This window comes from Halomonas sp. Ps84H-12, from assembly GCF_024124725.1.
In the GTDB taxonomy this organism is placed as follows: domain Bacteria; phylum Pseudomonadota; class Gammaproteobacteria; order Pseudomonadales; family Halomonadaceae; genus Vreelandella; species Vreelandella aquamarina.
On record NZ_JAMXSJ010000013.1, the window covers coordinates 12278 to 27978 of the forward strand.

A 15701-nucleotide genomic window follows, 5' to 3' on the forward strand; every position below is an offset into this window, starting at 1 on the left:
ATCCGTCAGTACACTAAACAACACGAAACTAACATGACTTATCCACAAGGACCGTCCTATGCATCGCCCTGTTGATAGCGTTTGGGTCTCTACTTTCTCTGCTGCTTCTACCGCTTCGCTCCGCGGATGGCTGACCGTCGCTGCCCTACTGCTGCTCTCTGGGTGCGCGACCTTTGCGCCCAGCCCGCCGGAGGATCAGACCAATATCTGCGAGATTTTCCGCGAACAGCCTAGCTGGTACGACTACGCGCAAGAGTCTGAAGAGAAGTGGGGAACGCCCATCGCGACCCAAATGGCGTTTATTCAGCGGGAGTCCTCGTTTCGCAGCCACGTGCGCCCAGACCGCAAATACTACCTTGGCTTTATTCCCGGCCCGCGCCCCTCTTCCGCCAAAGGCTACGCCCAAGCCCAAGACCCGGTGTGGGGTGAGTACGAAGACCAAGCGGGCAGCCTATTTGCCCGGCGCACGCATATGAAACACGCCACCGATTTCATTGGCTGGTACAACGCCCGCACTCGCGCGCAAACGGGCATTTCGCTCAACAATCCTGAGCACCTCTATTACGCCTACCACGAGGGTGCAGGCGGCTATCAGCGAGGCACTTATCGCAGTAAACCCCAGGTGCTCAACGCAGGCCGCCAAGTGGCGAGCCTCTCCAGCCGCTACCAGGCCCAGCTCAACAGTTGCCAGGCAGAGTTCCAGTGCCGCAAGTTCTATCAGGTGTGGCCATTCTGTCGTAGCTGAGGGCGTCTTTCATGACACTGTTAATGGGATTCGCCTTTGTCGGCGTGGTGTTTTTCACTTCCATGCTCTCCGGCGTATTTGGTATGGCGGGCGGGCTGGTGTTGCTGTGGTTCCTGCTGGTGATATTCCCCGCCAGTACTGCCATGGCCGTGCATGGCGTTATCCAGTTAACGTCCAATGCCTCTCGGGCGTGGCTTTCGCGGCGCTTTATTGTTTGGCGCATTGTGGCGCTCATGGCGCTGGGCGTGCTCAGCGCGGCTGGGCTTCTGCTGCTGTTTAACTACACGCCCAATGCGGCCACTGTTTCTTTATTGATCGGGCTGCTGCCTATTTTGGTATGGACGCCCAAGCACTGGTTCCAGCTAGACGCTCATCGCGCCAGCCACGCGTTTTGCTGCGGCATCGCCTCTGGCGGCCTCACGATTGCCGCCGGGGTCTCCGGCCCGCTGATCGATATCTTCTTTGTGCGCTCGCAGATGGACCGCCGCCAAGTCGTCGCTACCAAGGCCATGATTCAAGTGGTCGCCCACTCCATCAAAATCCTCTTCTACTTAGGTGCCGCCCTTGCGCTCAGCGTGGGTGAGTGGAGCATCGTGCTACTGGCCGCCCCGTTTGCCATGCTGGGCACCCAAACCGGCACACGGATTCTGCACCGCCTGACCGACGCCAACTTCCGCACCTGGACCCGCTGGATCGTCACCGGCATTGGGGTGTTCTACTTCCTGCAGGGGGTGTACCTGCTCAGCCGCTAAGCGTTGGCGGTACCACCACTCCTCATTCGTTCATAGCCTGTAATTGACACCGCGATTGAGTAAGGCTATCTTCTCCAAAAGATGCAAATGAGAAACACTCTCTTTTTAGCCAGCACATTGGTAGATAAAGAGCCGTTGAGGTAAAGGGACGTCACATGACCAGTGAACAGCGCCAGCTTCGTCAAACCCTGCTGTTTTTACGCACATCGTTTGAAGCCGTTCAGCACTCGATTGCCGGACGGCTAGAAGATCCGCTGCCCTGCTGGCTAGACACCAGCATGCTCTCAATGCTCTCCCGAGAGCTGACCCGCTGCTGCCAGCAGGCCAAGCCGCTGTTCGCGCCTGCGGTCGTGGAGCAGCTATTCATCGCCTCCCAACAGTGCGACCTGCTGCTCAAACAGTGTCCCGGCGTACTCAGCAGCGCCGTCTGCCACCGCCAACTCAGCGCGATCATGCTGCCGCTCACCAGCGCCATTAGCCAAATCGATACGCCGGTTAAGCGTCGCTGGCCTTGGGCGAAATGGAAGTAACTCACCTCTGACCAGTTACCTTCTATTCGTTCACAGTTTCGAAGCTTGCCAACGCTGAGCGCAGGTTTTCCATAATCTCCTCTGCTAATACCTCAGGCTCTGGCAAATTTTCCAGATCCGTCATTGAGGCATCGCGAAGCCAGAAGATATCAAGGCTCGCTTTATCTCTCGCCAATAACTCTTCTCGATCAAAAGCGCGCCACCGTCCAGCTGACGTTTCTTCGCTCCAGGTGGGCGTTCGTTCATGGCGATTGCTGGTGTGGTAACAGGCAATAAAATCTTCTAAATGAGTGTAGGTAAGAGGCTTCTGCTTCAGCGTGTGATGCACATTGGTTCGGTAATCGTAATACCAGACCTTGGAAGTTTGCGGGTCAGGGCTAGCAGGACGGTTATCGAAGAAAAGAACGTTCGCCTTAACCCCCTGCGCGTAGAAAATACCGGTCGGTAACCGCAAAATGGTGTGCAGATCTGTGGTTTGAAGTAGCTTGCGGCGAATCGTTTCGCCTGCACCGCCTTCAAACAGCACGTTATCAGGCACCACAACGGCTGCTCTACCCGTCGTTTTTAGCATCGTACGAATGTGCTGAACAAAATTAAGCTGCTTGTTCGAGGTGGACGCCCAGAAATCCTGACGATTGTAGTTGAGCTCCTCAGATGTCTGCTCGCCTTCGGCATTGGTGAAACTCATTGAGCTTTTCTTGCCGAATGGTGGGTTCGCCAATACGTAATCAAAGGTTTCATCAGATGGTGATACTAGTGCATCGGCGGGAGATACCAGCGATTCGCCGGTAATTTCACCGATCCCATGCAAGAACATGTTCATCAGGCAGAGCCTACGAGTGCCCGCAACAATTTCGTTACCAAAAAAGGTCGAGTGTTTGAGAAAGCTCTTCTGATCCTTGTCCAGGGCATAATTTTCAGAGTTAGTCAGGAAGTCATGAGCTGCCAGAAAAAAGCCACCGGTGCCACATGCGGGATCGGCGATTGTTTTGCCAGGCTCAGGGCGAACGCATTCCACTATCGCGCGAATCAAAGCACGAGGAGTGAAATATTGGCCCGCTCCAGACTTGGTATCTTCGGCATTGCGTTCCAGCAGGCCTTCATAGATATCGCCCTTCACATCAGCGCCTAACATCACCCACTTCGTGCCGTCTACCATATCGATCAGACGGTACAGCTTGGCTGGGTCAGTGATCTTATTTTGCGCCTTGGTAAATATCTGACCCAGCATGCCTTTCTGTTCGCCCAACTTGCGCAGCAGAGTGACGTAATGCACTTCTAGTTCCGCGCCGCGCAAGCGTGTCAGGCTCGCCCAGTCGTATCCTTCGGGAATGCCCACATGGCGATTGTAAGGCGGCTTGGCGTATTCATCCGCCATCTTGAGGAAGATGAGATAAGTCAGCTGTTCCAAATAATCGCCATAGCCCACACCGTCGTCGCGCAGCGTGGTGCAAAAACTCCAGACCTTGGAAATAATGGGGGCAGTGTTCATTAGTGCGTATCCTTGGGTGCAAGCACTTGCTTGCCTAGATCGGTTAATCGATATTTTTGTGTGGGGCTACGTGGCGAGTCAGGTTGTGTCATTTCAATCAATCCCGAATCAAGCAGTGGATTCAGCGCAGCCGCGTGGGGTTTTGAACGGTTGATATGCCCCATGGTGTGCATCAAATACATGGTAGGGTCACACAATATAAGAGCATATCTACTTGATCCTTACTTAGCCCCTGCTTAGTCCCTGCTTGTTCAGTAGCTTCAACACCGCTTATTCAATAACAACTGTCATACCAATTTGGCTTGCCACCGGAGTGTACAAGTCGATATCAACCCCAGGGGCACTTATCGAAACAATAAGCGAATATCGCACTCGTTGGTCGTATCGTTCGAGTACAGGCCTTGTTTTCCACCACCCCAATGAAGGATAAACCGCAATAGCACCTCGGCTGGCCAAATCGGCCGCACTGCCTTTCCAGATATCAGAATGCATTGAGCCTTTATGCCGATTCTTTTTACCGATTACCCAAGAAGGATCGTTATCGCTTTTTGTAATGCGCGCCTCATCGTCTCTAGCCGCTGCGTTGATGCGCGCCCTGAAATCATCTTCACTCTCCAGGGGGCGTTTTACATCAAAACGAAGGCCGTGAGATTCATATCGATAACGCGAGGTAACACCGCGCGCAGAGGGGTTAGGCTCAATGAAATATGAAAGCGTCACTCTCATTTCAACTAGCGTTTCGCCCAGTGCTTCAAGCTCATCCAATGGCCAGGGAAGACGATGAAGGTTCATGTCCCTTAGCTTTGGTTCTTTTCCATCTTCGCGCTTGAATGGGCGAAGCGATTCTTCACAAATCATTGTTAGTGAGTTGTTTGCGCTCCAAAGCGCTCGTTCCACATTCGGTTCGCCGAAACCACAGTGTCTTACCAACTGGGTCATTTGTGCCTTGGAAGGAACGCCCCGAGCGGGTAAGAACATGCGTTTCATTGCGTCGGTCCATTGTGCTGAATGCACAATGAGGCCACGCACGGTTTCCGGCCAAAGCTCAGGATAACGGGCCATTAACTGGGCCGCCATCCTTGCACAAAGTGCAGAGGCAGCACTGGTCGCATTCGCTGAAGTGAATAAGCGCTCATTCGGATGAGCATGAGTGGTCAGCAAGCTTAAGCTTGTCATCCATGCGGCACCTAAGCCATCTTTTGCAGCATTTCCTCCTTCGAACACCACATCTGGCTTTAGGGGCCAATGTGGCTGCCAAGTTTGAGAAGTGGTGCTGAAAGGGCTTAATCCCCCCTCTTCGGCAATGGGCGTGTAATGTTCAGTATCCGGCTCTGTAATTCTGACCAATTGGGTCATAGCACCCACTGTCAAAACATTCCACGCTTGCGCAGGATCATGTATCGCATCAGAAGAATTGCTATCTGGGTATTCCATCCAGGCATTCGGGTCTTTAATGTTTCCGGCCGAAACGACAAACAATCTAGGCGTTTCGCCCTGTTCGTCAACATCATAAGCAAGTCTATCTAGCGCAGCTGACCATGCAGACGGGCGACCTCGGTCGCGATTATCTTTAGCCGTAATGGCCATACTAAAAACGCGCTTCCGGTGTGGTGCTGTCACAGCGGGGCGACCCACTGCTTCCGCCGTCAGGTAACCGTGGTGTTGGGCATCGCCGCCGTTATAACCATCGTGCGGAATCAATTTCACCGATTCGAGACGATGGGAAATCGAGACCGGATGTTGAGCAGATAAGACATCGGCTAAATTACCTAAAACGGCAATACCCGCCATACCTGTGCCATGCCCATCAGCATCATCAATGCCCCAGACTGGCTCCACACTATGTTGATCAGCATCAGAAACAAAGTACCGGAGCAACGGATGACCATTATTAACGCCGGTATCTAACAGGCATACATAAGGCACATCTCTATGTTCAGCTGGCACTGTAAGCCTAGCAACTAGATCATCAGCCCACTCTGGTTGCTCACCAGGAGGAATAGAATCAAAGAATTCTGCCGTTTCTTTGGCACGCCGCAATTCAGCGATGCTGTTCAACGTCAGCATCGATCGTTTCATCTGTCCTACTGAGCCATACATAAGTAACACTGACCGTTCGGGGAAATATAACTCCCCCGGTGCCAAGCGGAAGTTCAGGCCAACGGCCGTCTGCCTGAATTGATTGATAACCGCCTGCCTATCATCACCCCTTGTTGGCAGCCAAACTTCCCACCAAAGCTCCTCAGCATCGGCTTTTGGCATGGCATCCGGGGTATCTGTCCATAAGGCATGCAGGGTTGCAGCACGAATTTCGGAAATTGCATTAATCAACTTACTATGCGCTGGGCCACTCTTATTATCTTTGCTTTGATCAAGATAAGCGCTGATACGCTTTTCAAAAAAATCGAGTTTTCCATCGGGCACAAATACAGTGGCAAACGTCTTGCTGCCATCTTGTCTGACGTTGCGAAGCTCAATGCCCGAAGACTCGCGCGCAAGGGATTCAAAGGCCAGCTCAACATCGGGAAAGCTTTCAAATTCAATTTGAAGACCCACCCCCTCATCAATACCGGCTTGATGCTGCTGCTCTACGGCGCCTTCCAAGACCGGTGTTAATTGCTGAAGCTTGTGTAACAGCGCACTGCCATGCGTTTGTCGATCTCTGGGTGGAGTGTCGCTACCACCGCCACCTGAAGGGGGCGATACAAAGCGTTCTGTTTGACCATTATTCTGAAAAATGAAGTGTGGGCGGTTCTTCCTCTCGTTATCCGGCATGCGATGTCCTTAACTTCAGCTTATTTTATTCAACCGATTGGAAAGTTGCCGACGCTCTTCCAACGCATGGGATATATCTTTTTCATGAATTTTTTCAGCACGTTCAATCAAGGCCGTTTTCAAGACTTCATCCGCCGCTCGGGCCAATTCGGCATAACTAAGGCCCAGCGCTTTCGATGCCAAGCGCTTCCATGAAGTATTTTTTACCGCCAAACGGTGTAAGCGCGATTTTAATATGCTGGCGATGTGCACTTCGTCGGGAAGCTCGTAATGCAGCAGATCATCAAACCGACGAAACAGCGCGTTATCTAAAATATCTGGATGGTTAGTGGCACCAATGATGAGGCTGTGCGAGTCATCTTGTTCGATCATTTGCAAAAAGCTATTCAATATCCGCCGAACTTCACCAACATCATTTGCTAAGCCTCGCTGGGAACCAATAGCATCAAACTCATCAAAAAAATACACGCCTCGGGTCTGATGGGTCGATTCAAAGATTTGTCTCAGCTTGGCTGCTGTTTCACCCATGAACTTGGTGATCAGGCCATCAAGCCTAACTTGAAAAAGAGGAAGGCCAAGCTCACCCGCCAGAACCGAAGCAGTCATCGTTTTGCCGGTTCCAGGCGGCCCAACCAGCAGTATTTTTCGTCTTGGCTGCAAACCATGCGAGAGGATTTCGGCCGCATGCTTCTGCTCGCGAATAATGCGATGTAACTGCTGTTCCAAGTCCTCATCTAACACCATATCGACTAGGCGCGATTTGGGATAGCTCACGCTGAGCAGGTTAGCTAATTCTCCCCGTGGCTTGCTGATGGGAACGGTTTTGCCTTCAGAGGCTATATGTCGACGAGATTTGGCCTGGTCGACAAGGGAGCGAATTTCTTCAGCCAGTTTCCCATGGCCCAGCTTTGCTTCGTGCGCTGCCACCTGCATTGCCACAGAATAAAAGCGCGAGTCATTGCCCTCCAGATGCGACTGAAGTAACGCTTTTAATTGATTTGCACTGGCCATGAGATTGCCCTCCTTGATACAGCATGAGTGTACCTTGAAAGCACTAGGTTCTCGACGACTTCGATCATGCAGATGCCTTTTGGGCAGCGTTACGTCTACGCTTCGAGCTTGGCTTACGTGCACCCTGGTCTGCAGCTTTCTCCGCCTTAATACGTGCCAGCAACTCGCTAGCCGGCTCATCCTTGGGGTCTTGTGGCACTAACTGGCCAGAAAACGCTTTTTTCAGAATAGATTGGCGCAGAACGCTAGAACGGATGAGCGCTGCGTCTATATCGGCTTCCAGAGCATCGGCCGCATCAAGCTTTTCGTCCAGGAGGCAGATGATTTCGGCTTGTTCGGCATGATTGAGCGGGAAAGAAATGCCCACCGACTTGATCTTTCCATGATTTAAAGAGATGCCACTATCTGAAATCCCCGATTTCAGCGCGTCGATCTCGCGCAAAGTGTCTGGGGAGTTGAGCGCATATTCAAGCAAATGCGGAGCAATTACTGTTTCATCGCAGCGAAACCTATACACGGTATCGCATAGCATTATGCGATACCGTGTTTTTCTGACGAGGCAGACGACACCCGTACGAACCCTTGGTCCTTTTCTGGTCATCAGAAAATCGCCAACTTGAATCTCAATTTCCGGCCTTGGTTTGAAGTGATCAGGAAGGCGTTTAAGCTCAGTGTCACTGTATTTAAGATGTTGAACTGCGGTGGTCTTCACAACTGACCAGTCGTCTTCCCCAACCGCTTGATTGCCATCACATTTTGGGCTCCAGCCCTGCTGAACCCCTCCGATCAAACTACCTAAAGGTATCACCACCCAAGCTTTTTCATCAATTTGAATAGTCTTGGTGTCGATTTCCTGTAACCGCTTCGGCTTCGCAGGCTTCTTGCCGAATTCGCAACCAGCGCGCCAGTCGGCGAGAGCCTCTTGCCAGTCGTCCAACGCAGCTTTATAACGAGTTTCACGCTCAGCCTGAATGCGGGCAAGCAACGTTTCAGTATCTTCCAGCTTGTCGGCATTTTTTTCACGCCAGTCAGCGGTGAGGCGGCCTTCAAAGGCGGATTTCAGCAATGACTGACGATAGAGGCCGAGGGTGTTTTTTGCTGCTTGCAGACTCTCGACGCCCTTGTCGATCTCGTCAAAAAGCGTTTCGATTTTTTCTACGATGCGTTGTTGCTCGTGGACTGGAGGGACTACGACTGGGAGTTGCCCGAAGCGCGAGTGTGTCAAATTCAAGCCGCTATCATTAATTCCCGTCTTCATCGCATCAATGCGGAGCTGAGTATCGTGCCGCCGAATGAAGTAAGACAGATACCTTGCGTCTAAAATCTCTGGGTGAGGTCGGAAACGATACATCTTCCCTGACATCATGAGCCGAGGCCTAGTGTTTTCGACAAGGCAGGCCACGCCGCATCGATTACGCGGCCCCGCGCACGTCATAAGTATATCCCCGGGCTTTATCTCGATCTGAGGGCGCGGATCCAGCTTCTTGGGTAGCGCCTTATTTTCATCGGCCCGAAACTCCCCGTGCTGAATAGCGGTGGTTTTGACAACACCCCATTCGCTGTCATCTGCAGGGCGGCTCTCGCACTGTGGACTCCAACCTTGTTGGAATGGATTTCCATTATCTTGTGGCACTACTAGCTCAGCGATTGCTGCGGTAATCCAGGTGGCTGGTAAACCTCTCATGCCGAGAGCGCCTTATTAATTTCAGTCATCATATCGTCCATATTATCGCCAAAGAGGGCGTACATTTGCCCCAGGCCACCCCGGCTGTCAAACGGGGCCATATCGAGATCGTCGCGTTCGATGGTAAATGAGGTGGCGAGGTGGTCGCGGATCATACGTAGCCACTCCATCTGTTCTTCAGTGAATTTTTCGCCGTGACCTGCATGGCGGTTCAACACCCAGTTCTGGAAGTTGCGCCGCACCCGCTCAGTGTGTGGCGTCAGCGTCGCGTCCAGCCCCGTTACTCGGCGAATGAGTGCCACGAGCGCGGTAAGATCGCTGGCAGGGTTGCTGCCTTTATACTCATCCAAGTGTGCATAGGCCTGCCACACGGTCAGTGGTGCCAGTCGCGGGCGATCATTGGTAAGCTTCTGCAGCACGTCCTTGATCATCGCGTAGGTGACTTCTGAGCGGCGAGCGGGGGTGTTGAAATAGATGGTCAGCGCCTCTATCTGGTCGCGGTTTTCATCAAGATACGCCTCGAACTCCCGGGTAATCTGTTGTGCGTTTTCCGCCACACTGCCAGCCCATTCGGTGCGCAGTAGTGTATCAAGATTTTCGTGGTCGATGGTCTGTTCGTTATCGCGACGGACGGTATCCATCAAGTTAATCAGCGGGCCAGTGAATATGTTGGCCGCCTGTTTGATGCGCACTTCCCGAGCTGTTTGCATGGCAGCATCATCAGGCTCTGGGTGGCCAGCGGCTTTGGCATCAGCCTCTACTTTGTCGGGGTCGATGGCATTGAATAAGTCACTCACAATGGCGGCAAGCGAAGTGCCTGCTTCCGCAGTAATTTTCTGATGGTCGTCAGCGCTTAACTTGTGATCGAGCCGTGCCAGTCGAGCTGCTAGCGAACTCACCGTCTCTTCGGAACGGTCGCCCATCATCAGCCCCATGGCGAGATCTTTAAACGGGATAGAGGGCTTGGAATCTAAAGGCTGACTGGCGGTTTTAAGTGATTTGGTCACACCTACCGCATCCACAATCACATAGTGGGTTTTGGCTTGAGCGGAAGGCGACACCTTTTGAAGATCATCGGCTTTCATCACACGGGTGCCACGCCCTTTCATCTGCTCGAAGTAGTTTTTCGATTTTACGTCGCGCATGAACATCAAGCATTCAAGTGGCTTCACATCGGTGCCGGTGGCGATCATATCTACGGTCACCGCGATGCGCGGGTAGTAGTCATTACGGAAGGCCGAGAGCGAAGATTTCGGATTCTTTGCGCCGTTGGTGATCTTGCGACAGAAGTCGTTGCCTTCGTTAAACTCCTGGCGGACGGTTTGGATGATATCGTCGGCATGGCTATCCGTTTTGGCAAAGATCAGCGTTTTAGGCAGTTCCTTGCGGCCAGGGAATATCTCGGGCCACTTATCGTGGAAAGCACGAATTACGGTGCGGATCTGATCAGGGTTAACGACAGAACGGTCGAGCTGGGTCGCTGCGTAGGCTAGCTCGTCGTCCTGGGTTTCCCAGCGTTTAGCGCGGGTATCGCGTTGGCGTTTTTCGATCAATTGTTCCGGCTTGAGCGTTTCACCCTTCTGAGTGATTTCCGTCTCGATCAGATAGACGTCGTTGCCCACGTTAACCTTGTCAGCAACGGCATTTTCATGGGTGTATTCGCTAACTACATTTTTCTGAAAGAAGCCGTAAGTGCGGTTATCCGGCGTCGCGGTGAGGCCAATCAGGTAGGAATCAAAATACTCAATCACCTGACGCCATAAGTTGTAGATAGAGCGGTGGCATTCGTCGATGACGACAACATCGAAGTATTCCGGTGGCAGCTTAGGGTTGTAAACAACCGGCACCGGCTCCTTGGGTCGCCATGTGTGTTCAGCGGGATGCTCTTCTTCCGCCCCTTCGCTTAATTCTTCACCCTTGAGTGTGGCGTACATGCGCTGGATCGTCGAGATTACAACCTGGTTATCGCTTGCGATAGAAGGCGAGTTGAGCCGTTGAACGTTATAAAGCTCAGTGAATTTGCGGTTGTCATCGTTGGGGATGAACGCCATAAATTCTTGCTCGGCCTGTTCGCCCAGGTTCTTGGTATCAACCAGAAATAGAATGCGGCGCGCTCCCGCATGTTTTAGCAGTCGGTACGCCTGAGTGATGGCGGTGAATGTTTTGCCTGACCCTGTCGCCATCTGTACAAGTGCACGGGGTTTGTCTGCCTTGAGTGAAGCTTCTAGGTTGGTAATGGCCGTAATCTGACAGTCGCGCAAACCTTCATGATTGAGCGAAGGAAGCGAGGCAAGGCCAGAGCGAAAAGAGTGTGGAGCTTGTAACCATACGCTCAGCGTTTCTGGCCGATGAAAGCTAAACACTTCTCGTGAACGAGGTACCGGGTCTTGAGTACTGGTAAAGCGTGTCACCTGCCCCGTGCACTCGTAGATAAAAGGAAGTGACTCATTGAGCGTCACCCATTTTAACTTGGCATTGGCATAACCTGCCGACTGCTCTTCCACCGAGGTTAGCCACGCACCCCAGCTATCGGGCTTGGCTTCGATAATGCCAACCGCTTGCCGATCAACAAACAGTACATAGTCGGCTGGGCCAATCGACGTCTGATACTCGCGTACGGCGATGCCCAAACCCGCATTAAAATCGAGTGTATCCTTATCTTGAACGTGCCAACCGCATGCCCGCAAGCGCTTATCTATCTTGTCCCGAGCCGCTTGCTCGGGCGTTTGGTTGCCGTCATAGCGCACGCGTTAGCCCCTATCATGTTTAAGTTAACCTCATGATGTAGAACGGTGCTGGCAAATGCAATTCTGCGATGAAAGACCTCACCAGAGTCACTCTCCACCGCCTTGCCCCCTCCTCAACCCCGCCTCATTTACTCGGCGGGGTTTTGTTTTGCTCGTCCGTCCCCATTAACTAGGGCATAGCATCGTTGTTGGCGCTCACTAGTAAACTGGTCTATTCTGTTTGCCACGATGATACCCACTGCTGCAAAGGAGTTTTTCCCTATGGCGTACGAGACGCTGTTTACCCCCACCACGCTAGGTAGTTTGACCATTCCTAACCGCGTCATCATGGCGCCGCTGACCCGTTCGCGCACGCCGGATAGCGTGCCGGGTAAAATGCAGGAAGCCTATTACGGCCAGCGTGCCGGTGCGGGCCTGATCATTAGCGAAGCCACCAACATTTCTCCCACTGCCCGTGGTTATGTGTACACGCCCGGCATTTGGACCGACGAGCAGGAAGCAGGCTGGAAAGGCGTCGTGAATGCGGTTCACGCCAAGGGTGGCCGTATTGCGCTGCAGCTGTGGCATGTGGGCCGCGTTTCCCATGAGATGGTGCAGCCGAACGGCCAGCAGCCGGTAGCTCCCAGCGCGCTGAAAGGTGAAGGCGCTCAGTGCTTTGTTGAATTCGAAGACGGCACCGCTGGTCAGCACCCCACCAGCACGCCGCGTGCGCTGGAAACCAACGAGATTCCTGGCATCGTGGATGATTACCGCCAAGCGGCCATCCGTGCCAAGCGCGCCGGGTTCGATATGGTCGAAGTCCACGCTGCCAACGCTTACCTGTTGAACCAGTTCCTGGCCACCGGCACCAATAAGCGCACCGACCAGTACGGCGGTTCGCTGGAAAACCGTGCCCGATTCCCGCTGGAAGTGGTCGATGCGGTCGTGGAAGTGTTTGGTGCTGAGCGTGTCGGCATCCGTATGACGCCGTTCATCGAGCTGTTCGGCTTGACCGACGACGAACCGGAAGCGATGGCGTTCTACATGGCCGAAGAGCTTTCCAAGCGCGGCCTGGCCTACCTGCACCTGAACGAGCCCAACTGGGCAGGTGGCGATATCACTTTTCCCGATGGTTTCCGCGAGCAGATGCGCGAGCGCTTCAGCGGCAGCCTGATCTACTGCGGCAACTACGACGCCGAGCGTGCCGAAGCGCGCATCAAGGAAAACACCGCCGATGCCGTGGCCTTTGGCCGCCCCTACATCGCCAACCCCGATTTGCCGGAACGCTTCCGTGTGAACGCCCCGCTCACCGAGCCGAACCATGAAACGTTCTATGGCGGCGATGAGAAGGGCTACACCGATTATCCTTTCCTGAATAACGGTTACGACCGTATCGGCTAAACGTTTCAGGCCAACGCGTGCTCAGGGTTTCCCCACTTGGGGGAACCCTGAAGCATGAAAAGCATCACTCAGGTGGTGCTTTTTTATGCCTTGAGCGCGTGAAACACTGTTAATCTGTTGATTCTATCGTTTTAACGCGATATCCCTACTGCTGGATAGGTCGCTCATGTTCGGCTCTTTGCTGGCGCTGCTCGTCTCGCTACTGCTGGTGGGAGCCGCCGCCATGACAGGGCACGCTTTCGCCCCCGACGGCTGGCGGGTCTACATGACCGAAGATGCGCCTCTGCGCGGTGCCAGCCTGGCCGTCTATGGCGCTCAATGCTTCCATCTGGCGGTTGAATAGCGCCTAGGCGTTAACGGACAACAGGGATTCACTCCATGGATATGACTTCTCTTCCCGTACTGCTGGCTTTCGCCTCCTTGTTACTGGGCGTGGTGGCCGCGTTGATCTTCATCTACGTCGTCATGCCCAAGCGGCGGCGTGCCAGGGAAAAAGCCGTAGAGCCCAACCCCGCCGTGGCCAAGGACACCACGCCCCCGCCCGCTGAAGAGCCTCCGCCGCCGCCGTCAACCAAACGAACCGGCAAGGTAAAACAGCATTCGCTATTCGTCATCTTCAATCAGCCGGATGCCTCGACCGATGCCCGACTGACCGAGTGGCTGAGGGAAAAAGGCGCCCATTACGATGCCATCAAGAAAGTCTTTCTGATCGACGGCCAGCAGCCCTCCAACCCCGTCACCGTGGCCAATGCTTTTCCGCCGGGGGAAATGCCCGACCTGCTGAGGGGCGAAACCCACGAGCCGATCCGTGGAGTGAGCCTGCTGGTGAAGCCGCCGCTGCATAAACGCCGCAATCAGCAGATGCACGTGTATGTAGAGTTCGCCAAGGAGATGAACGAGACCTTCAGCGGCGACATGCTGGACGCTGACCGAGAACCGGCCAGCGAATCCACTTACGCGCAGATCATCGGCTGACTCAGATCACGCCCTGGCTGCGCAGGTAGTCGTCGTAGCTGCCGCTGAAGTCGACGATGCCCTCCGGCTGCATGTCGATGATGCGCGTGGCCAGGCTGGAGACGAACTCGCGGTCGTGGCTGACGAACAGCAGCGTGCCGGGGTAGTTCTCCAGCGCCAGGTTGAGCGCTTCGATGGACTCCATGTCCAGGTGGTTGGTGGGCTCGTCCATCAGCAGCACGTTGGGATTGGTGAGCGTTAACTTACCGAACAGCATCCGCCCTTGCTCGCCGCCGGAAATCACCTTCACCGATTTGCCGATATCGTCGCTGGAAAACAGCATGCGGCCCAGCGCGCCGCGCACCACCTGTTCGCCGCCTTTGGTCCACTGGCCCATCCACTCAAACAGCGTGGCGTCATTGGCGAAGTCATCGGCGTGGTCCTGGGCGAAGATGCCCAGCTCAGCGGCATCAGTCCACTTCACTTCACCGGCGTCTGGGCGTAGATCCCCGCCCAGGGTTTTCAGCAGCGTGGTTTTACCAATGCCGTTGGGGCCGATAATGGCAATCCGCTCGCCCGCTTCCACGGTCATGGAAAAACGCTTGAACAGCGGTTCGCCGTCGTAGCCCTTGGTAATCGCATCGACGTTCACCGCGTTACGGTGGATCTTCTTGTTCTGATCAAAGCGGATAAACGGGCTCACCCGGCTAGAGGGTTTGATGTCTTCCAGTTTGATCTTGTCGATCTGGCGCGCCCGCGAGGTGGCCTGCTTCGCTTTGGAGGCGTTGGCCGAGAAGCGGCTGACGAACTGCTGCAGCTCGGCAATTTGCGCCTTCTTCTTGGCGTTGTCCGCATGCTGACGTTCACGGGCAGCGGTGGCGGCCGTCATGTAGTCATCGTAGTTGCCGGGGAACAGGGTGATTTCGCCGTAATCCAGATCCGCCATGTGGGTACACACGCTGTTCAGGAAGTGACGGTCGTGGGAAATAATCACCATGGTGCTGCTGCGCGCTTTTAGAATCTCTTCCAGCCAGCGGATGGTGTTGATATCCAGGTGGTTGGTGGGTTCGTCCAGCAGCAGCACGTCCGGGTCGGAGAACAGCGCCTGGGCCAGCAGCACGCGCAGCTTCCAGCCGGGGGCGACTTCGCTCATGGGGCCGGTGTGCTGTTCGATAGGAATGCCCAGGCCCAGCAGCAGCTCGCCCGCGCGGGACTCGGCGGTGTAGCCACCCAGCTCAGCAAAGCGCACTTCTAAATCCGCTACGGCCATGCCGTCTTCTTCGCTCATTTCGGGCAGCGAGTAGATGCGCTCACGCTCGGCGGCCACTTTCCATAGCTCGGCATTGCCCATGATAACGGTGTCGATGACCCGCTCGTTTTCGTAGGCAAACTGGTCCTGGCGCAGCTTACCCAGCCGGGTGCTGCTATCCAGCATCACCTGGCCAGACGAGGGTTCCAGCTCGCCACCGAGAATTTTCATGAAGGTGGACTTACCGCAACCATTCGCGCCAATCAAACCGTAGCGATTGCCGTTATTAAATTTGACGGAAACATTTTCGAACAGGGGCTTGGCCCCAAACTGCATGGTGATATTGGCGGTTGCGATCAAGATAGAGGCCCTGGTTAACGAG

General features: G+C 54.2%; 13 protein-coding genes. 6 read left to right on the forward strand and 7 right to left on the reverse strand.

The genetic code is table 11. From position 1 onward, the window contains the following. Positions 1 to 58: 58 nt before the first annotated feature. From NH344_RS08260 to NH344_RS08270, 3 genes are all read left to right on the forward strand, one after another. Complete coding sequence (locus tag NH344_RS08260) at positions 59 to 745, forward strand: lysozyme-like domain containing protein (protein ID WP_253027746.1); 687 nt, start codon at positions 59 to 61, stop codon at positions 743 to 745. Positions 746 to 756: 11 nt separating this feature from the next. Then, complete coding sequence (locus NH344_RS08265) at positions 757 to 1497, forward strand: sulfite exporter TauE/SafE family protein (protein WP_159343353.1); 741 nt, start codon at positions 757 to 759, stop codon at positions 1495 to 1497. 155 nt (positions 1498 to 1652) lie between these two features. Next, entirely contained in the window at positions 1653 to 2027 is a 375-nt protein-coding gene (locus NH344_RS08270) for a hypothetical protein (protein ID WP_062375653.1), read from the forward strand. Between the two features lie 22 nt (positions 2028 to 2049). Here NH344_RS08270 and NH344_RS08275 read toward each other — a convergent pair whose 3' ends face one another. The 6 genes from NH344_RS08275 to NH344_RS08295 form a co-directional block, all read right to left on the reverse strand. After that, on the reverse strand, positions 2050 to 3519 hold the full coding sequence (locus tag NH344_RS08275; protein WP_044630188.1) for a class I SAM-dependent DNA methyltransferase: 1470 nt from the start codon (positions 3517 to 3519) through the stop codon (positions 2050 to 2052). After that, positions 3519 to 3701 (reverse strand): Fic family protein, encoded by a 183-nt coding sequence (locus NH344_RS18355; protein WP_084812794.1) that lies wholly within the window; start codon positions 3699 to 3701, stop codon positions 3519 to 3521. The genes NH344_RS08275 and NH344_RS18355 overlap by 1 nt, the downstream gene beginning before the upstream one ends. A gap of 88 nt (positions 3702 to 3789) precedes the next feature. After that, the gene (locus NH344_RS08280; RefSeq protein ID WP_062375650.1) at positions 3790 to 6294 is read right to left on the reverse strand and encodes a S8 family peptidase; all 2505 of its coding nucleotides are present in this window, start codon (positions 6292 to 6294) and stop codon (positions 3790 to 3792) included. A gap of 15 nt (positions 6295 to 6309) precedes the next feature. Continuing rightward, complete coding sequence (locus NH344_RS08285) at positions 6310 to 7305, reverse strand: ATP-binding protein (RefSeq protein WP_062375646.1); 996 nt, start codon at positions 7303 to 7305, stop codon at positions 6310 to 6312. A gap of 64 nt (positions 7306 to 7369) precedes the next feature. Continuing rightward, positions 7370 to 8989, reverse strand: a complete 1620-nt coding sequence (locus NH344_RS08290; protein ID WP_062375643.1) for a restriction endonuclease subunit S — start codon at positions 8987 to 8989, stop codon at positions 7370 to 7372. After that, positions 8986 to 11736, reverse strand: coding sequence for a DEAD/DEAH box helicase family protein (locus NH344_RS08295; RefSeq protein WP_253027747.1), 2751 nt, complete (start codon positions 11734 to 11736; stop codon positions 8986 to 8988). The genes NH344_RS08290 and NH344_RS08295 overlap by 4 nt, the downstream gene beginning before the upstream one ends. Positions 11737 to 11997: 261 nt before the next feature. Between NH344_RS08295 and NH344_RS08300 the strand changes: the two genes are divergently transcribed. The 3 genes from NH344_RS08300 to NH344_RS08310 all read left to right on the forward strand — a co-directional run bounded on the left by NH344_RS08300 (position 11998) and on the right by NH344_RS08310 (position 14091). Further along, a complete protein-coding gene (locus NH344_RS08300) occupies positions 11998 to 13116 on the forward strand; it encodes an alkene reductase (RefSeq protein WP_044630182.1) in 1119 nt (372 codons plus the stop codon). Between the two features lie 166 nt (positions 13117 to 13282). Beyond that, positions 13283 to 13459 carry a hypothetical protein gene (locus NH344_RS08305; RefSeq protein WP_197746064.1) on the forward strand — a complete coding sequence of 59 codons (177 nt, stop codon included), beginning with the start codon at positions 13283 to 13285 and terminating at the stop codon, positions 13457 to 13459. 35 nt (positions 13460 to 13494) lie between these two features. Then, on the forward strand, positions 13495 to 14091 hold the full coding sequence (locus NH344_RS08310; RefSeq protein WP_253027748.1) for a cell division protein ZipA C-terminal FtsZ-binding domain-containing protein: 597 nt from the start codon (positions 13495 to 13497) through the stop codon (positions 14089 to 14091). Position 14092: 1 nt separating this feature from the next. Here the strand turns inward: NH344_RS08310 and NH344_RS08315 are convergent, their stop codons facing one another. Next, complete coding sequence (locus NH344_RS08315; protein WP_253027749.1) at positions 14093 to 15679, reverse strand: ABC-F family ATPase; 1587 nt, start codon at positions 15677 to 15679, stop codon at positions 14093 to 14095. Positions 15680 to 15701 lie beyond the last annotated feature (22 nt).